General features: G+C 37.0%; 17 protein-coding genes. 3 read left to right on the top strand and 14 right to left on the bottom strand.

Annotated features, from left to right (window positions below):
* Positions 1-287: 287 nt before the first annotated feature.
* The 7 genes from AC4G3K_RS04665 to sppA form a co-directional block, all read right to left on the bottom strand.
* Positions 288-1,475, bottom strand: coding sequence for an acetate kinase (locus AC4G3K_RS04665; protein ID WP_491076112.1), 1,188 nt, complete (start codon positions 1,473-1,475; stop codon positions 288-290).
* A 205-nt stretch (positions 1,476-1,680) separates the two neighbouring features.
* Positions 1,681-2,667, bottom strand: coding sequence for a class I SAM-dependent methyltransferase (locus AC4G3K_RS04670; protein ID WP_491076113.1), 987 nt, complete (start codon positions 2,665-2,667; stop codon positions 1,681-1,683).
* Positions 2,668-2,846: 179 nt separating this feature from the next.
* On the bottom strand, positions 2,847-3,347 hold the full coding sequence (gene tpx / locus AC4G3K_RS04675; RefSeq protein ID WP_491076114.1) for a thiol peroxidase: 501 nt from the start codon (positions 3,345-3,347) through the stop codon (positions 2,847-2,849).
* Between the two features lie 125 nt (positions 3,348-3,472).
* Positions 3,473-3,940 (bottom strand): GerW family sporulation protein, encoded by a 468-nt coding sequence (gene ytfJ, locus AC4G3K_RS04680; protein ID WP_491076115.1) that lies wholly within the window; start codon positions 3,938-3,940, stop codon positions 3,473-3,475.
* A gap of 34 nt (positions 3,941-3,974) precedes the next feature.
* Positions 3,975-4,613: a DUF2953 domain-containing protein gene (locus AC4G3K_RS04685; protein WP_491076116.1), complete on the bottom strand. Its 639-nt coding sequence runs from the start codon at positions 4,611-4,613 to the stop codon at positions 3,975-3,977.
* Between the two features lie 141 nt (positions 4,614-4,754).
* Positions 4,755-5,240 carry an RDD family protein gene (locus AC4G3K_RS04690; protein ID WP_491132596.1) on the bottom strand — a complete coding sequence of 162 codons (486 nt, stop codon included), beginning with the start codon at positions 5,238-5,240 and terminating at the stop codon, positions 4,755-4,757.
* 13 nt (positions 5,241-5,253) lie between these two features.
* Positions 5,254-6,255: a signal peptide peptidase SppA gene (gene sppA / locus AC4G3K_RS04695; RefSeq protein WP_491132597.1), complete on the bottom strand. Its 1,002-nt coding sequence runs from the start codon at positions 6,253-6,255 to the stop codon at positions 5,254-5,256.
* Between the two features lie 124 nt (positions 6,256-6,379).
* Here sppA and AC4G3K_RS04700 point away from each other — a divergent pair, with 124 nt between their 5' ends.
* Complete coding sequence (locus tag AC4G3K_RS04700) at positions 6,380-7,180, top strand: NAD kinase (RefSeq protein WP_491076119.1); 801 nt, start codon at positions 6,380-6,382, stop codon at positions 7,178-7,180.
* A gap of 62 nt (positions 7,181-7,242) precedes the next feature.
* On the opposite strand, the gene mbcS is transcribed toward AC4G3K_RS04700, so the two are convergent.
* From mbcS to ezrA, 5 genes are all read right to left on the bottom strand, one after another.
* Positions 7,243-8,820 carry an acyl-CoA synthetase MbcS gene (mbcS, locus tag AC4G3K_RS04705; protein WP_491132598.1) on the bottom strand — a complete coding sequence of 526 codons (1,578 nt, stop codon included), beginning with the start codon at positions 8,818-8,820 and terminating at the stop codon, positions 7,243-7,245.
* Positions 8,821-9,013: 193 nt separating this feature from the next.
* Entirely contained in the window at positions 9,014-9,214 is a 201-nt protein-coding gene (locus tag AC4G3K_RS04710) for an alpha/beta-type small acid-soluble spore protein (RefSeq protein ID WP_491076121.1), read from the bottom strand.
* 87 nt (positions 9,215-9,301) lie between these two features.
* Positions 9,302-10,507, bottom strand: a complete 1,206-nt coding sequence (gene thiI, locus AC4G3K_RS04715; RefSeq protein WP_491132599.1) for a tRNA uracil 4-sulfurtransferase ThiI — start codon at positions 10,505-10,507, stop codon at positions 9,302-9,304.
* Positions 10,504-11,649, bottom strand: coding sequence for a cysteine desulfurase family protein (locus tag AC4G3K_RS04720; RefSeq protein WP_491076123.1), 1,146 nt, complete (start codon positions 11,647-11,649; stop codon positions 10,504-10,506). The genes thiI and AC4G3K_RS04720 overlap by 4 nt, the downstream gene beginning before the upstream one ends.
* 130 nt (positions 11,650-11,779) lie before the next feature.
* Positions 11,780-13,474: a septation ring formation regulator EzrA gene (gene ezrA / locus AC4G3K_RS04725; protein ID WP_491076124.1), complete on the bottom strand. Its 1,695-nt coding sequence runs from the start codon at positions 13,472-13,474 to the stop codon at positions 11,780-11,782.
* Between the two features lie 199 nt (positions 13,475-13,673).
* Between ezrA and hisJ the strand changes: the two genes are divergently transcribed.
* Entirely contained in the window at positions 13,674-14,468 is a 795-nt protein-coding gene (gene hisJ / locus AC4G3K_RS04730; RefSeq protein ID WP_491076253.1) for a histidinol-phosphatase HisJ, read from the top strand.
* A 30-nt stretch (positions 14,469-14,498) separates the two neighbouring features.
* On the opposite strand, the gene refZ is transcribed toward hisJ, so the two are convergent.
* Positions 14,499-15,131, bottom strand: a complete 633-nt coding sequence (gene refZ / locus AC4G3K_RS04735) for a forespore capture DNA-binding protein RefZ (RefSeq protein WP_491076125.1) — start codon at positions 15,129-15,131, stop codon at positions 14,499-14,501.
* A gap of 216 nt (positions 15,132-15,347) precedes the next feature.
* On the opposite strand from refZ, the gene AC4G3K_RS04740 reads away from it, so the two are divergent.
* Positions 15,348-15,830: a GAF domain-containing protein gene (locus AC4G3K_RS04740; RefSeq protein WP_491132600.1), complete on the top strand. Its 483-nt coding sequence runs from the start codon at positions 15,348-15,350 to the stop codon at positions 15,828-15,830.
* A gap of 91 nt (positions 15,831-15,921) precedes the next feature.
* Here the strand turns inward: AC4G3K_RS04740 and AC4G3K_RS04745 are convergent, their stop codons facing one another.
* Positions 15,922-17,793 carry a sensor domain-containing diguanylate cyclase gene (locus AC4G3K_RS04745; protein WP_491132660.1) on the bottom strand — a complete coding sequence of 624 codons (1,872 nt, stop codon included), beginning with the start codon at positions 17,791-17,793 and terminating at the stop codon, positions 15,922-15,924.
* Positions 17,794-18,108 lie beyond the last annotated feature (315 nt).

The following is an 18,108-nucleotide window of genomic DNA, read 5'->3' on the forward strand; positions in this document are numbered from 1 at the left end:
TGATTTGTATAGATGAATTAAATGGGTAAAATTCACTTATAAATATCGTACAAATTGATACATATAGAGAGGAATTAAATAGATTAAGCAGGGGAGATTAGCGGTTTTGGTAGTCAAACATAGCAGTTATGTATGTCACGATAATAAAAAAGCAAATATCGTAAAATTTTCATATTCATAAATAAACAAGGAATTCAGAATATGGGCCCTAATGCCATTTCTAAATTCCCTTTCAAATAGCTAAAAAGGAAAAACACCAAAGTGATTTTCCTTTTTATAGCCAGTTATTAATGTGTTAAACGTACTACATCACGGGCAATCATTACTTCTTCATCTGTTGGGATGATAATAACTTTAACCGGTGAGTATGGGTGGTTTACAAACTGTTCTTTTCCACGTACGTTATTTAAAGCTGGATCCCAGTATACGCCCATGAATTCCAAGCCTTTTAATACACGCGCACGAATTTCAGAACTATTTTCACCGATACCTGCAGTGAAGATGATTGCGTCTACGCCATTCATTTTTGCTGCATAGGAACCGATGTATTTGTGAATTCCATCTGCAAATTTAGATATAGCCAATTCAGCGCGCTCGTTACCTTCTTCAGCAGCTTGTTCAATATCACGCAAATCGCTGGAGAAACCGGAAACACCAAGCATACCGGATTTTTTATTAAGAATATTGATTACATCTTCAGCTGTTTTGCCTGTTTTAGACATTAAGAATGGGATTAAAGCAGGGTCTAAGCTTCCAGATCTTGTTCCCATTGTTAAACCTTCCAATGGAGTGAATCCCATTGTTGTATCGATTGATTTTCCGCCTTCAATTGCTGTAATACTTGCTCCATTTCCTAAGTGGCAGGAGATTAAGCGCAATTGCTCAAGTGGACGTTTTAATAACTCTGCTGCACGCTCGGATACATATTTATGAGAAGTTCCGTGGAAACCATATTTACGGATTCCGTAATCTTTATAGTAGTCATATGGCAAGCTGTACAGATAAGAGCTTTCAGGCATTGTTTGGTGGAATGCTGTATCGAAAACAGCAACCGCCGGTACGTTTGGTAATACTTCACGGAAAGCTCTGATACCAGTTGCGTTAGCACGATTGTGAAGCGGCGCTAATTCAGCCAAGTCTTCAATTTGTTCTAACACTTCATCTGTAATAACAGCAGAATCCTTAAAGATTTCTCCACCATGTACAATTCTGTGTCCAATTCCTTCAATTTCTTCAAGAGAATTGATGATTTTATATTCAGTAAGCTTTTCAAGCAAAAGCTTTACGGCAACAGAATGGTCAGGTATTTCTGTAACCATTGTTTTCTTTTCACCATTTACCGTAATTGTAAAAATGGAGTCTTGAAGTCCGATTCTTTCTACAATCCCTTTAGTGATTACAGTCTCCTCAGGCATCTCAAATAATTGAAATTTTAAAGAGGAACTTCCTGCATTAATCGCGATTATTTTTGACATATATTCTCTGCTCCTTACATTTGTGAATAGACGTAGATGTTACACGATAACTGTTTATTTAGAGGTTCTCGATTCCAATTAAAACATTGAAACAGCGTTCTCGCAAGCCGAAATTACTTTGTTACCGTTTTCACAATGATATTATTTTATTCTAATAATTCCTACTTGTCAAAAAAAAGCAGTGATGGTCATCGATTACCTATATTTACTTTTCTTCTTCTATCCATGCATCTATTTTATTTAACATGGAGGCTGTAGCTTCCCGGTCAGATAGTTTTGGCATATTAACGAGCAATACCTGTTTTGGTGCTTTTATATCATTCCCTTTTTTCTGCAGGATAAGAATGCTTTTTGACGATTGCTTAGACTGGAATAAACTCTCAGGCAGCTGAATCATCCCTTGAATATACCCCTCTTCATGAATAAACTGATGGAGTGCTTTAGCCTCTGATGTGTTGAATAGATCATTAGGAATTAAGAAAAATAAATAAGCCCCTTCTTTTGCGTACGTAAAACTTTGTTCTATTAATAAATGGTGGGCATAGGACATTCCGTTTTCTGATTTTAATTTAAACTCTGCCGCTCGTTGATCGTTTGGATAATAGCCAATTGGCAAATCACAAACAATTGCATCAGCGGGATTAATAAATAATGGCTGCAAACTATCCTGATGTAAAAATTGGATCGGATGTCCAATTAAATTAGCTCCGCAATAAGCCAACCTTATTAACGTATCATCTACTTCAACGCCTGTAGCATCTACTTCTTTATTATCTATCGTATTCAACACAGAAAACAGAAGGTTGCCTGTTCCAACTGCCAGATCTGTTATGGTTAATGATTCTTGTTTTTTTGTGAACTTTTCAAGCAGGTAAGCAAATAAGAATCCTAATGCATCCGGAGTCATTTGATGATTAGCCTGAACATTGGTTCTCATGGACTTCAATACGGCTAATTGCCAACCTTTTCGGATATCCTCTTTACTAAACTGATCTAAAGGTTTATCCTGATAGCTTTTCTTTAATCGTTTGACTGCCAGTTCACTCAATTCCTCCTGAAGTACGGCATCGTGGAACCAATTTTCTCCCGTATCCGCAATTGCTTCCATTTCGGTAATTCCTAGCTCCTCTTGTATTATCTTCGCTGTTGATGTTATCAATTCGTATATTGTTTCAACATTTGTTGTAATCATTATCATTTCCTCCAGCTTTTTGCACATTTACTTTCCCCATTGTAGTATTACGTTTCCTAAAGAACAAGTCTAATTCATTCATAAAACAAAGAAGACTTATCTCACGCCAAAAAAACGCCCCTTAATGTTAGAATCTCTGTCTAACTTCAAGGGGCAGTTCATTTCTTTTATTTTAAAATTTATTTCGCAGCTTTTGCCGCTTCAAGTGCCGCTTCATATTGCGGATGAGTAGTGCCTTCAGGAACATACTCCACATATGTTATTTTATTAGCGCTGTCGATAACAAAGACAGAACGGGCCAATAAACGTAATTCTTTCATCAATACACCATACGCTTCTCCAAAAGAACCATCACGGTGATCAGACACCGTCATCACATTTTCTAAACCTGCTGCTGCGCACCAGCGTTTTTGAGCAAAAGGAAGATCCATGCTAACCGTCAGTACAACAACATCCTCTAATTTTGCTGCCTCTTCATTGAATTTTCTAGTTTGTGCATCACAAACACCTGTATCCAAAGATGGTACAACACTGATAATTCTTACTTTCCCGTCTGTATCCTTCAGGGTTACTGGGGATAAGTCATTTGCCAGCACTGTAAAATCTGGTGCAGAATCACCTGCTTTTAATTCTTTACCAATCAAAGTAACCGGATTTCCTTTAAATGTTACTGTTGCCACACCAATTCCTCCTTATGTCCCGATATTATCTCTTCAATTTTAAGTATAGAGATATTCATACTTTTTGTAAAAAAATAACCACATTCGCATATGAAATGTGGTTACATTAAAATTCTTACTACCATTTACATGAAATTGTTCTCTGAATCACCTGTAGACGAGTCAGATGAAGACGGATTGGAGTTATTTTTTTTATTGCCATCTCCCATCTTGGAAATCATAGATCCTACTTTATCCATTGCAATCGGCGCTGACTCGAGTATTTTCTCAATAAGATGTGTGCTTTCATCTAGATGAAGCATTTTCACCCCTTGTGCATTTACAATCAGAAAAGCAATCGGCGTAATCGAAACTCCACCTGCACTTCCTCCGCCAAATGGATGACGATGCTCTTCGCCAGTTCCCTGGGTACTCCGGCTAATTTGATAGTCGCTTCCGCCGGCTGCATAGCCAAAACCAACCTTTGACACTGTCATAATCACACTGCCATCAGGGGTTTCTACAGGATCACCAATTATTGTATTGACATCAATCATACTTTTTAAGTTTTCCATAGCCGAATTCATTAGGCCTTCGATTGGATGATTGGACATTTTAAAACCTCCTGTATATCCGCATTTTGTACTTTCATTTCCTCAGTAATAGACGTGCCAGTTTCCAACCTGTATGAATAGTTTTTGCCATTCGCAGACGGGCTATGCATTCGATTTTAGTTTCAAATGGCTTCTTAACCGAAAAATGCGGAATGATTTCAATTTCAGGAAGTACTGTTAATAAAAAATATTGGCTGATGATGCTGATAATCCCACCAGATAAGCCCCATAATACTCCTGTTGCCAAAGCTGTAGTGGATGCTTCTCCAGTGCCATAATGGATTTCCATTTGTAAGTCTGATAATTCGATTTTAGAGGTAAACTTCTTTGTGTCCGATTGATAAATTCTTAATTGAGCCAATATCTCCTTCAGCTGTTGAAAGGCAACCTGAATATCTTCCATTGATATAGATTCTGTTTTAGCAGAGGCTCGATGGGGCGATTGATTAACTTGCCGATAGGTACTTTCTTGGTAAGAAGAAGGTTGAAATTTTTTATCAGACAACTGTACTTCTTTAGAATAGCTAATAAGCCCTCTCCATAACCGAATATTAATAACTGCTCTATCCCTTTCTTGACCGTGATAGTATTCAATATGTATGGTTACTTTCGATAGTAAAAAGATGGATATAAGAATCAGCACAACCAAACTAATCAGTAATATAAGCTTCATCGTTTATATCCCTCCCAATATGTTTTCAAACAAACAGTATAGTCAGGAATGGCGCTATTTAAACTTATTTAAATAAAATGAGTTTTTAAGGTTAAAAAAAAGACTCCTTCAAAAAAATTGAAGGAGCAGTTTTTTTTTAATTCATCCATTTCGTTTTTCTAACACAACTACCGTATCACTGAACATATCATGAAAGCCTTGTTTCTTCGGATTAAAGGCAATGACGATGTAGCCGAGCATGAACATGGCTGAAATATATCGGCCAATCCATTCCCTAAAGATCACCGATTTCCAATCCAAAGGCTCTCCATTCAGCAAAACAACTCGAAGGCCCATAATCATTTTCCCGAGAGTTTGAGATAGTAATTTGGTAGTAAGAACGAAGTAACCGAAAAATACTATGGAATCCACAATTAGATAGATGGATAAGATTCCTGTATCTTCCATAGGAATATCAAATATCCTAAAGATTGGTTTAATAAATAATCGACTTAAACTACCTATTACAATTAAATCAATGAGATATGCCCAAAACCTCATCCAAAAACCCGCACGTTGATGACCCAGAACAGAGTCAGGAGGCTGTACTTGTTCAGTTAAAGTCATCTCTTCTTGATAATCGGTCATACTTGTATCCTCCTTAATCCGCAGAATATAAATACATCATCCGTGGTGATTGATTTTCAGTCATTAAATTTTTAATTGTGCTTACCTCATCGACAGTACCGATCCATTGTTGCATTTTCATAGTAAATAATGAGCCTAGGCTACCTGATTCGGCTAAACGAACCACTTGTGCCTCTTTTAAATTTTCATTCTCTTTCATATTGGTAATGACATCCTCTAAATAGCCAAACTCATCGATCAAATGATTTTCCTTTGCCTGGCGTCCATCATATACTCGGCCATCGGCAATTTTTCTTACTTCTTCCTCAGACATATTCCGACCTTCTGCAATGACCTTCACAAATTGATCATAGGAATTAGTAACCATGGATTGAAGAATTTCCTTTTCATCATCCGTTACTTCTCTGAATGGGTTCATAAGATCCTTAAACTTACCGCTTTTAATGGTGACCATATCAATTCCATACTTTTCTGCCAAACCTTCGAAATTATAACTTTGCATAATGACTCCAAGTGATCCTGTCAATGTTTCCGGGCTGGCAAATATCTTGTCTGCCGGTGTTGAAATATAGTATCCACCGGACGCAGCCTGTGCACCCATAGATACATAAATTGGTTTTTTTGTTTCTTTTTTAATTTGCATTAATTTATTATGGATTTCTGCACTTTCCACAACACCGCCACCAGGACTGTTGACTCGTAAAATAATTCCTTTCACCTTATCATTGTCCTTGATAGCATTTAATCTTTCCATAAAGGATCGGTGATTATAGGCTTCAGTTGTAAAATAGCTTTCTTCCTCGCCTGTGTCCTGAATGACCCCTTCTACATCCATGACTACGATTTGACTGTTCACATCCCCTTCTTCAATGATGTCCTCCTCATATAAGGCATCTTCAAATAAGTCAGTCATAACAGATTCTTCACTAGAAAGTGATGAGACTGTATTCATGAGAATGGATACAAAAAATACTACTGCTGCTATTCCAAGTGCCAACCATCTTTTTTTGCTCATACTATTTTGTCCCCCAATCTACTTAAGTAATTCAAATGTTCTTATAATTCATGATAGAATGATTATATCACCATATTGGGTAAAATTAGTATTAGATTTACCTAAACCTACAAGGAGGGACAAAATGGGAGAACGCAGAAATATCTTTTTTTATTACAAACAAGGGCACGAAATAGTTGAAAGAATCAACACATTAAAGGAAAAAATAGTCAACTTTGGATTTACTACAGTTGATGAACATAAAGATGCCAACATTATTGTTAGTGTTGGAGATGATGGTACATTTCTACAGGCAGTACGTAAAACGGGGTTTAGAGAGGATTGTCTATATGCAGGCATTTCACTGAATAAACAATTAAATATGTATTGCGATTTTTATATCAATGATACTGAAAGCATGGTAGAAGCCGTCACTAAGCCCGTCATTGAAGTAAGAAAATATCCTACTATTGAAGGAACAATCGATCATGAAATACGTTTTGAGTGCTTAAATGAATGTACCTTCCGTTCGGCATTAGTTAAAACACTTGCTATAGATGTTCACATTGATGATATCTTCTTTGAGACATTCCGTGGCGATGGTATGATTATATCCACACCGACAGGAAGTACAGCCTACAATAAGTCAGTCAATGGTGCAGTTGTAGATCCTTTGCTTGACTGTATGCAGGTGAGTGAAATAGCATCAATGAATAATAACCATTATCGTACTCTTGGTTCCTCTTTCATTCTGGGGCCGAATCGCACGCTCTCCCTTCAAGTTAAAGATATTGAAAACGATTACCCGATTATTGGGATGGACAATGAAGCCATGAGTATTCAAGCAATCGATCGATTGGATTTTAAATTGAGCGGAAAATATATTAAAACAGTTAAATTACGCCATAATTCTTTTTGGGAAAAAGTACAAAGAACATTCCTCTAAGAGATTTCTACACTAAACAAAAAGGATGATTCTACTGAGGATCATCCTTTTTGTTGATATGACTAGCGCATTTTATATAATTCAGATTCCTTGTTTCTTAAGTTGACACGCATGATTTTGCCGCTGATTGTTTTGGGCAATTCCTCCACAAAGGCAATTTTTCTTGGATATTTATAGGGAGCAGTCAGTTGCTTCACATGGTCTTGGAGATTCCTAATTAGTTGAGGGTGATTAGGATCCACCCCTTTTTGTAAAACAATGAATGCCTTTACCACTTGTCCTCTCACATCATCCGGACTCCCAACAACAGCACATTCTTTTACATATGGATGCTTAACCAAGGCGTCTTCCACCTCAAATGGTCCTATTGTATACCCAGAACTGATGATGATATCATCACGTCGTCCTTCAAACCAAAAATACCCGTCTTCATCTTTTTTCGCTTTGTCTCCAGTTATGTAAAATTCACCTCTAAACTGCATAGCTGTACGTTCCGGATCCTTATAATAATTTTTAAATAATGCAGGGGTAGTTATATGGACAGCTATGTCGCCAACTTCGCCATTTTGGCAGATCCGTCCCTCATCATCAATGATTTCTACTATATTTCCCGGAGTTGGCTTTCCCATGGATCCTGCCTTTACCTTCATCCCCTTCATGACACCCACAAGAAGGGTATTTTCTGTTTGCCCATATCCATCACGTACAGTAATTCCAAAATGTTTTTGAAACGTATCAATCACTTCTCTATTAAGCGGCTCACCCGCTGAAACCGCACTGTGTAAGCTTCTAAGGCTATACCTGTTAAGATGATCTACCTTTGCCATTAATCGATATTCTGTAGGCGTACAGCATAAAACCGTTATCAAATGCTCATCAATTAGTGATAAATATTTATCTGCTTCAAATTTGCCATGGTAAACAAAACCCGTAGCACCCGAACCAAGGACAGATAAAAATGGACTCCAAATCCACTTTTGCCAACCAGGACCTGCTGTTGCCCATACAACATCTTTTTCACTGATTGACAACCAATTTGATGCTGCGGTCCTGAGATGTGCAAATGCCCAGCCATGAGTATGAACTACTCCTTTCGGTTGCCCCGTAGTACCAGATGTATAGGATAAAAAAGCTATATGATTTCTGCTTGTTTTTGCTATTTTTAACTCCCCAGATGCATGTACCATTTTTTCATCCAGCTGAATCCATCCTTCTTCATTGCCATTAATGACAAAAGATTTCTTCGCTATAATTTCTGTAAATAAAGCGGTATAGGGTTTATGGACAATGATAGCCTTGGCTTCTGAATGTGTACTTCGATACGCAAGATCCTTTTTTCGCAGCATTTCCGAACATGGTATGACCACTGCTCCAATTTTTAATATAGCTAAATAGATTACATAAGCTTCAATTAAACGAGGTATCATTACTAATACCTTGTCCCCCTCACTCAGCCCTTCCTCCATCAAAATATTACCAACCTTATTCACTTTTTTCATTAATTCTCCATACGTAATCTGTTGCTTCTCTCCAGATTCATCCTCCCAAATTAAAGCTGTTCTCATGCCATCCTTTTTATATTTCTCCACTTCACTGACTAGATTATATTGTTCCGGTGCGATTAGGCTGTGATTTTCCAACTCTCTTTCCTCCCTTATACAAATAATGGTAATCAACCTCCATTATACATCCATATAAAGAAAAAGTCAGAAATATCAATTATTTTAGGTAAGATTCTTAACAAGCAAGAACAAGAGACGGGCAAGTAGAGATTTTAACCTATAAAAAAAAGAAAGCGGACCTAAATCCGCTTTCTGTAGCCATGTTATTTAATTATTTGGAGTATCCTCCACCCAATTGTTGTTCAGCCATTTGTACTAAACGTTTTGTGATCTCTCCACCAACTGAACCGTTAGCGCGAGCTGTTGTTTCTGCTCCAAGTTGTACACCAAACTCAGAAGCAATTTCGTATTTCATTTGATCAAGAGCTTGTTCAACTCCTGGTACCAACAGATTGTTTGTGTTGTTTGACATGTGTTTTTCACCTCCTTGTGATAATAGAGTGTGTAAAAACACATATCTTCATTCTAGATTAAGAATGGTAATTGTTCACAAATAGGTTTAGAATAATTCTTCTGTTTCGGATTTCTCCTTTTTACCTGTAAAAATCAGCATTTCCGTATTCTCAAGGGCCTCACTTATCAGAGGATCAAAATCGACATAGCTTTCATAATGACCGACTTTTTCTCTTTTTGGCTTTGTTTTTGGATTGGAAGGTGTAAACACTGTACAGCAATCCTCATAAGGGCGGATCGATATATCATGGGTATCAATTTTCTCAGCAATCTCGATAATTTCGGTTTTATCCATTGCTACAAGCGGCCTAAGAATCGGAGTATTGGTTACCTCATTTATGGTATACATACTTTCCATCGTTTGGCTGGCTACCTGCCCTAAACTTTCTCCCGTTACAATCGCAAGCCCATTTTGTTTCTCCCTGATTGCATCTGTGATTTTTAGCATCAATCTTCGTGTAGTCGTCATTGTATAATTATCTGGTATTTGTTTCTGGATCAACTTTTGAATTTCGGTAAATGGTACAACATGTAACACCATTCGCCCATTCACTTCTGCCAGCTTATTAGCCAGATCTATTACCTTTTGTTTCGAGCGTTCGCTTGTGAAGGGAGGACTGTAAAAATGCACACACTCTATCTCCACTCCCCTCTTCATGGTTAAATAACCGGCGACTGGGCTATCTATCCCTCCTGAAAGCATAAGCATAGCTGAACCACTGCTTCCAATTGGCAATCCTCCAGCTCCAATGATTTTTTCACCAGTTATATAAGCTGCATCTTTTCTGACTTCCACCCTCAACTTCAAATCCGGATTATGGACATCTACTGTTAATCCGTCCACATGCTGCAAACAATAGCCCCCCACTAATCCATTTAAATCATACGTCGAATACGGAAATGTCTTATCAGCACGTTTAGCATCAATTTTAAATGTACTGATTTTCCTCGTTAAATGATTGATATAAAACAAAGCAGATTCCTGGATTGCAGAAATTTCTTTATCTACTTTCAATGCCGGACTTACGGATGAAATCCCATATATTTTTTTAACAATATCAATAATAGGTTGGTGATCTGCACCTTGTAAGTGGATGTACATTCTCTCATGCTGCGCCTCAATACGTACCTCCGGATAATCTACCAATGCATTTTTTATATTTTTACGTAATTGAGCAATAAAGCCTTTACGATTTCGTTTCTTTAATGTAATCTCACCATAGCGGATTACAATATGATCAAATTTTGTCATTTCTTTCTTACCTCACTTAACATTTGGATGGCTCTTTCAATTTCCATAATTGCTTTGTCTATCTCTTCGGGTGAATGATCATAATCTAAACTGATTCTTATAGAACTACCGGCTATTTTCTCATTTTTCCCCATAGCGAGAAGTGTTTGGCTAACCGTTTTTTTCTTTGAGGAACAAGCACTGTTTGTTGATACATAGATCCCAAACTCCTCCAAAGTATGAACGAAGGTTTCTGATTTAAGTCCAGGAATGGAAAAATTAATAATATGCGGAGCTGCATGTTCTTTGGGTGAATTAATCACAACATTTTCTATGCTGGATAGACCATGAAGAATCCTGGAACGCCACTCGCTCATTTTGACAATGCCGTCATTGCTCTTTTCTTTAGCCAATCTCATTGCTTTAGCTAACGATACAGCACCAGCCAAACTTTCTGTGCCGCTGCGCAGCCCTCTTTCCTGGTTGCCCCCTGACATTAAGGCCGAAAGTGTAACCCCTTCCCTTGCGTAAAGAATTCCGGTTCCTTTCAGTCCATGAAATTTATGTCCTGATAAAGAATATAAATCGATATAAGCATCACGTAAAGATAGTTCAACTTTACCAAATCCCTGAACTCCATCTACATGAAAATGTATTTTAGGATAATTCTTTAGTAAATCACCGATTTCATAAATTGGCTGTATAGTGCCTACTTCATTATTAACATGCATGACCGACACTAAAATGGTATCTTCACGTATTGCTTCCTTTACTTGTTGTAATTCCACTCTGCCATCTTGATTGACCGGCAGATAGGTTACCTCGTATCCCATCTTCTTTAACTGTTCAAATGGTTTTGTTACGGAAGGATGTTCCACGGAGGACGTAATAATATGCTTCCCTCTATTTCGATAATTTTCTGCTATCCCTTTAATAGCTAGATTATTGCTCTCAGTCCCTCCCGAGGTAAAGATAATTTCAGTACCCTTTACTCCCAGAAGACTTGCAATCTGCTCCCTTGCCTGTGTCAACAGCTTCTCAGACTTGTTTCCGAAACCATGCAAAGAAGATGGATTGCCCCAATAATCTTCTGAAACCTTTGTAAAAGAATCAATAACTTCCTTATAAGGTTTTGTTGTTGCGCTATTATCTAAATAAATCATGCTTTTTCCCCTTCCTATCAATAAGAAAATGTAGCATATCCCATTCTGTTTATAAAGTAATTTTCTCTATTGGCTTCATCTTATGCCGAAATGACAAAGTAAAAGACCAGACTGGTAAGTCCAGACTGGTCTATACATGGCTATGTTCAAGAAACTCCTGAATTTTTTTTAGTGAACCCGGTTCTACTTTTTCAATCGCTTCAGCAGCTTGCTCTAATGCATCCTGGTATTGATAATTACGGAATTGCTTTTCTGCTTCAGTCAGGGCAACAGCGACTGTTGGGTATTGGCTTCTGTATCGGTTTCCATATTGGATGACCTTCTCAGCCAGCAGCACTTGTTCAGTCAATTCAACAGTAGCCTCCTGAACACGACTAACCGCAACACTTGCGATATCAAGATGATGCATGACCGCATTCATATTCAATGGTTTTTCTTCTAATTTCCCTACTACTTCCGCAATACTTTCCTTTGCCTGAACAACCATTAATTCATAGGAAGTCGGTAGACCTGGAATATTGCTTGCTTTAATGATACGTATGGATTCCGACATGTTTTTTTGCAGCTTTCTGATCAAGTCTCTTGATTCCATTTCATCCTTACGAAGAGTATTTAATTTCTCTTCAAATTCTTTTTGCAAGCCTTCCAGTTCATCCAATTTGGAATCAAGCCCTATGATGTCCTCTTTCAATGCAGTATAAGCGGTCTCTTTTTCTACTATTTTTTCTTTGAGCATTTCCCATTTTGATTTTAAGGTAATCAGCGTTTTGTCTATATTAGATCGTGCTTCCAGTTCTTTTTCAGGCATTTGATAAATTTGTTTAACCAAATCGGTCTCTTCATCAAGCCTATCGAGCTGGTCAATTGAATTATCCAGCTTTTGCTGATATAAATCTTTAACGGATAAGACATACTGACGGGCCATAACCTCTTTTTCCAGAAGGTCATAATAGGATTGAATGGATACGTTTAATTCTTCAATCCCTTTTGCGGCTTCTTCGATATTGGTTTCCACAATATTATTCCTGTATGTCTCTAAATCCTGTTCCATTTTTTCGATTTCTGTCTCAAAATACATATGGCCCAGCGGATATCCTTGCTCACACATTTCCGCATATCCCATTTTCAGTTCATGTAAAAGTCCTGGTATATGTATTTGGCAATGTCCAATTAAATCGGGAATGACATCTAATTTCTCTTTTAGATTTTGCAATTTAGCCTGTATTCCAAGGACTTGCTCTCTGGCTTCCAAATAATCTCCCGATTCTGTCTGATTAGTAAATATTTCGAAATCTTGAGCAAGCTTGTCAAATTCCTCTTCAAGTTTTTCCGCTGCTTCTCCGTAACTATGACGATGCGCCAATAGTCGTTTCTTTTCTTCACGGTATGCTAGTAAAAGCTCTTCAACCAGTTTTTTATTTTGTTCCTCGCTGCCCACAAGTTCATTCAGTTCATGGAGCATGGCTGAGAGCGTTATTTCTATTTCATCCATAACATGCTCCATTTGCCTTTGAACCTGTACAGATTTATTAAACCGGTACTTGTCTGCATATTCTTCTGCATCAAACAGCAACGTCTCAACCTCGGCAAGGCGATCAGTTTGAATGATATCCCATTCATTGCGCCATCTTTCAAACATTCTTTCTGTTTGCCCAGTCATATTCAAGCTTTTTACCCGGGCCAGTTCTTCTGCGATTGGCCTGTTCATGATGTCTATTTTTTTATCTGCAAGTCGATCTATTTCTCTGTAGTGCTTCTTCCTTGCCAATATTCCAACAATAAAAGCAATGAAGATAATCACCAGTATCCCTATCACATACTTCATATGAAGCCTCCTATTCAACACGAGACAAATAATATCTAAATAAGTTCATATCAATGATTTAATGATAACATGGTATAAAGTATTTTTAACTAATAAAATCTACTTTTTCTGCAAAAAATTGTCCAATGCTCTCTTTTAGTGTCCAGAAATTATTAAGAATACGATAATTATGTCGAAAAGGAGGTCCTTTTTAATGAGAATGAAGGACGGACACGTACATACCTCTTATTGTCCGCACGGAAGCGATGAACCTATTACTGCTTATATCGAAAAAGCGATTGATTTGGGATATGAAGAAATCACATTTACAGAACACGCACCTTTACCCAAGGGATTCCTAGATCCAGCACCTACACGTGATAGTGCCATACAAATGGAACAGTTATTCCTATATATAGAGGAGATAAAGCGCTGTAAACAGAAGTATAAAGCGAAGATTACCATTAATATCGGGCTGGAAGTCGATTATATAGAAGGCTGGGAAAACGAGACAAAAACATTCTTGAATGAAATTGGCCCTTATTTGGATGATTCCATCCTATCTGTTCATTTTTTAAACAATAATGACCGATGGTTTTGCCTCGATTACAGTGAAACGGAATTCGCTTCTATGATTAAACAGTACACGTCTGTCGATTTATTGTATAAAGCCTATTTCCATACGCTTCAAAAATCGATCATAAGTGATTTGGGACCATTTAAGCCTAGAAGGATCGGCCATATCTCTTTGATAACAAAATTTCAGAAAAAGTTTCCAAGCAAAGTGGATTTAGAAACCTATTTACTGCCAATCCTTTCATTAATTAAAAGACATAGATATGAACTGGATGTAAATACGGCTGGTCTTTTTAAATCTTTATGTGGTGAAACATATCCCCCTCTTCCTATAATTGAAGCAGCCATGAATATGGGGATTCCCCTCTGTTATGGGTCTGATGCTCACCATCCAACCGATCTTGGAAGAGGTTTAGATACACTGGGACACCGCAAATAGTAACTTAAAGTTAAAATGTTTAGCATCTGATTAGATGGGAACAGGACAAATACGATCTTCAAATAGACAGTCTTTAAGGAAACGTTCAATTTCTAATTGATAGGTGTTTATAAAATATAATTCGTTTGGGAATAATTGCCAAACCTCTATGAAGTACTGAGCCTGAATAAATGGTTCATTCAGCAAGGCTTTAAGTTTCATAACAAACATAGATCGATTAACCTTTTTCAATTCACCACAATCCATACCGGTATCAAGGAATAAATTGATAAAATATTTTTCTTTCGATAAATAAGTTGTATAAATTTCCCTGTTCAAACTTGAGTCTACCGAAATTTCTCTTAATACCAGACGAGTTAACCAATATTTATCTCTATAATACCGCAAACAAAATTTGGTATACTTTAAGATGCATTCTTTAGGACCAATTATTGGGAGCTGCTCAGCTATATTCTCAATTCCTTTCGTATAGCCTTCAAAAAAATCTGTAAAGCAATATTCAAGAAGACCTTGTTTATGCTGAAAGTGATACGCGATATTAGCAGAGTTACCTCCGGCACGACGGGCGATGTCTCGGATTGAAGTTGCCGAGTAACCTTTCATATAGAATAAATAGACAGCAGCTTCAAAAATGTCATCTTTTTTAGTAGATAGTTTATCCATAAATTCATCTCCCCCTATGATGGACATTTTCAGGAAATATTAAGTGATACAACTGTCTTAACATGCCAAACAGGTCTTTCACCTGGATTATCCCCTTATATGAAGTACTTCTTCTTTTAAGGGACTTATCCTCCTATAACTTATCGACAAAAAGCACGTACTGACTATGGTTAGATATTATTTTCAAATGAGAATGACAAGGAAAGGAGAATGATGATGTTTCAAGCCGAAAAATATACCAAACCGAAAGAGGAAAACTATCAATTAGTGGCAAAACAACTTAAAGCACTTATGGAGGGGGAAACCAATTTAATCGCCAATTTAAGCAATGCATCAGCCTTATTAAATCAATTTTTAGATGATGTAAACTGGGTCGGCTTCTATCTTTATGAAGAAAATCAGCTTATTCTTGGCCCATTTCAGGGTCTTCCAGCCTGTATACGAATTCCTTTAGGCCGGGGAGTATGCGGAACAGCAGCTGAAAAAAGAGAAGTAATCAGGGTAATGGATGTTCATCAATTTCCCGGACATATCGCTTGTGATGCTGCATCCCAATCAGAAATTGTTCTCCCAATACTGAAAGATGACCGTCTTATTGGCGTACTCGATATAGACAGTCCATCAAAGAACCGGTTTGATGAAGAGGATGAAAATGGTTTAAAACAATTTGTTGATACACTTGTTCAATCCATCAAATAAATAATAGGGCTAAGCTGGTAATGATGTGACCCCCAAAAGTTAGTTTTCACTCTAACTTTTGGTGTGCGGAACCGGCTTAGCCCCATTTAATTTAATTGGATACTACTACTTGATTTTTACCTAATCTCTTCGCTGAATACAGGGCATCGTCAGCCTGCTGGAAAAGGTTTTTGATTGTATTGTTTTTGTCCTTGGTTGATTCCCAATAAGATACACCACACGAGATGGTAACCGGGGGTTTGGTTTCTTTCCTTACTGTTTCAACTAGCCTTTCCGCAACTGCTTCCCCAACACTTCTCGTTGCCTTTGGAAGAAAAATAGCTAACTCTTCTCCTCCCCACCTAGTACCTATATCCGTGTCTCTAATACTGTTCTTAATTAAATCTGCCACCTGAATAAGGACTTCATCGCCTGTTTGATGTCCATATGTATCATTTGTCAATTTGAAGTCATCAATATCAATTAATATAAAAGTTCCCTCAGTTTCAGAATTAATTAATTCAAGCATTCTTTCTTCAAGATAATTCCTTGAATAAAGGCCTGTTAAATAATCTGTAATCACCATTTTTTCAAGTTCTTCTCTTAAAATAGAGTTAACAAAAGACATAGAGGAATGATGAATAAGAGATTGCATTAATTTAAACATATCAAATGTAAAATGATACGCTGTTCGATGAAGGACGATACAAAAGCCATCCAGTTTTCCACTATGTATCATTGGAAAGGCCATCAGTGATTTATAGTAGCCATCCTGTCCGACTTTATCAAAATCCATGTCTCCGATGTACAAAGCTTCCCGATCCTGTTCCAAACTGTCTTTAACATATTGAATATAGCCCTCGGATGCATCATCATTGAAAAAAGGTGAACTTCCCGGCACAAGTTTTGTCTGTCCATTATTAATCATAAAAAATCCCACTTCTTCCGCCAGGAAAGATTTATTAATTTGTTGTTTCATATAACTAACCGTTTCACTAAGCCTTAAAGTAGAATTGAGGCGATGTGAGGTTTCATTAATCAGTCGTAAATCTGCAATTAAACGTTTCGATTGCTCATATAATTGAGCGTTTTCAAGTGCCCCTCCAGCCGTATTAGCCAACAGCGAGATAAATTCAATCTCATTATCAGGGAATATGACTGTTTCTGGTGCAATGACCTGTAAAACCCCATAAACTCCCTGCTTACCTAATAATGGTGCATATAAAACAGAATTATTCATTTCTGCCGTATTTTCAAATTGAACACTGCCAGATACATAAGCCTGCATGGCAGATAAATTTTCTCCATCCATTTCAAGGCTTTTAATTGGAAGATTTAATGTGTTATCACTATCTTGTGACATTAATAAATAATACACAAAGGACGGGTATACTTCACGCAGCGTATCAATTACTTCAGCCAAAACGGAATGCATATTCATAGAGGAGTGAAACTCAGTCGTAATCCGTTGCAATAGTTTATAACGCTTTTCTTCTTTTTTCCTATTAGAAATGTCAATTGCCTTATAAAACAATTCGCCTATCACTGCCCTCAATTCTGAATAATCAATCCAATTATCTTTTTTTATCCCTTTATTTTCTGAAAGAACGACAAACAGTCCCATCATTTCTCCATCATGATGCAAAGGAATTCCAAGTGCATGTGAGGTTTCATTTAATGATAAACAAGCCCCCTCGCACAATTCTTTTCGCGATGATTCCAGCACAGTATCAAGCGAAATATTGTTGACAAAGTGATTGTGACGATCTGTCTTCGAAGCTATCTTTTCAAGGCAAACCCTTTGTTTCCATGGATCGTTAAAGTAACAGGCAATCTCATCCACCATTAACAATTCCATCAAGAATTCTATCATTTTATCCGTAAATCTTTCTAAAAAGAGATCATTATCATCTTTAATCATGCAGTTTACAAATATGCTTTTTATTTTTAATTCCCAACTCTGACTCAATTGATTATCTATCATCAAATTAATCAACACCTGTGGTTATCTTTCATCCCATAATTAGATGGAATTAGATAGATTTTTTAAAAAAGTGATACTTTATACCTATTTTACCAATATATACTAAAATAATCACTACTTTCTTTCAATATATTTATATTTATTTATTTTAACCAGTGAGGGATATATCTTTTATAGTTATCCCAACCTAAAGAAGTTCTTGACTTATACCCCACTAAGTTATACAATAATCTTTGTGTAAAATATCGCAGCTTATGTTCGCTTCATTATTTGTTCATTTCATTCCTCTTACAAGAGGTGTATCTTGTAACCCGC

The sequence above is a fragment of the Bacillus sp. z26 genome, assembly GCF_058313635.1.

What these genes read in the sequence shown, in the direction of transcription:
- AC4G3K_RS04685 (WP_491076116.1), bottom strand. Translation starts at nt 4,613, where the DNA reads ATGAAGCTTATATTACTGATTAGTTTGGTTGTGCTGATTCTTATATCC.
- AC4G3K_RS04670 (WP_491076113.1), bottom strand. Translation starts at nt 2,667, where the DNA reads ATGATTACAACAAATGTTGAAACAATATACGAATTGATAACATCAACA.
- hisJ (WP_491076253.1), top strand. Translation starts at nt 13,674, where the DNA reads ATGAAGGACGGACACGTACATACCTCTTATTGTCCGCACGGAAGCGAT.
- thiI (WP_491132599.1), bottom strand. Translation starts at nt 10,507, where the DNA reads ATGACAAAATTTGATCATATTGTAATCCGCTATGGTGAGATTACATTA.
- AC4G3K_RS04700 (WP_491076119.1), top strand. Translation starts at nt 6,380, where the DNA reads ATGGGAGAACGCAGAAATATCTTTTTTTATTACAAACAAGGGCACGAA.
- ezrA (WP_491076124.1), bottom strand. Translation starts at nt 13,474, where the DNA reads ATGAAGTATGTGATAGGGATACTGGTGATTATCTTCATTGCTTTTATT.
- sppA (WP_491132597.1), bottom strand. Translation starts at nt 6,255, where the DNA reads ATGAGCAAAAAAAGATGGTTGGCACTTGGAATAGCAGCAGTAGTATTT.
- refZ (WP_491076125.1), bottom strand. Translation starts at nt 15,131, where the DNA reads ATGGATAAACTATCTACTAAAAAAGATGACATTTTTGAAGCTGCTGTC.
- AC4G3K_RS04740 (WP_491132600.1), top strand. Translation starts at nt 15,348, where the DNA reads ATGTTTCAAGCCGAAAAATATACCAAACCGAAAGAGGAAAACTATCAA.
- AC4G3K_RS04745 (WP_491132660.1), bottom strand. Translation starts at nt 17,793, where the DNA reads ATGATAGATAATCAATTGAGTCAGAGTTGGGAATTAAAAATAAAAAGC.
- AC4G3K_RS04690 (WP_491132596.1), bottom strand. Translation starts at nt 5,240, where the DNA reads ATGACCGATTATCAAGAAGAGATGACTTTAACTGAACAAGTACAGCCT.
- AC4G3K_RS04665 (WP_491076112.1), bottom strand. Translation starts at nt 1,475, where the DNA reads ATGTCAAAAATAATCGCGATTAATGCAGGAAGTTCCTCTTTAAAATTT.
- AC4G3K_RS04720 (WP_491076123.1), bottom strand. Translation starts at nt 11,649, where the DNA reads ATGATTTATTTAGATAATAGCGCAACAACAAAACCTTATAAGGAAGTT.
- ytfJ (WP_491076115.1), bottom strand. Translation starts at nt 3,940, where the DNA reads ATGTCCAATCATCCAATCGAAGGCCTAATGAATTCGGCTATGGAAAAC.
- AC4G3K_RS04710 (WP_491076121.1), bottom strand. Translation starts at nt 9,214, where the DNA reads ATGTCAAACAACACAAACAATCTGTTGGTACCAGGAGTTGAACAAGCT.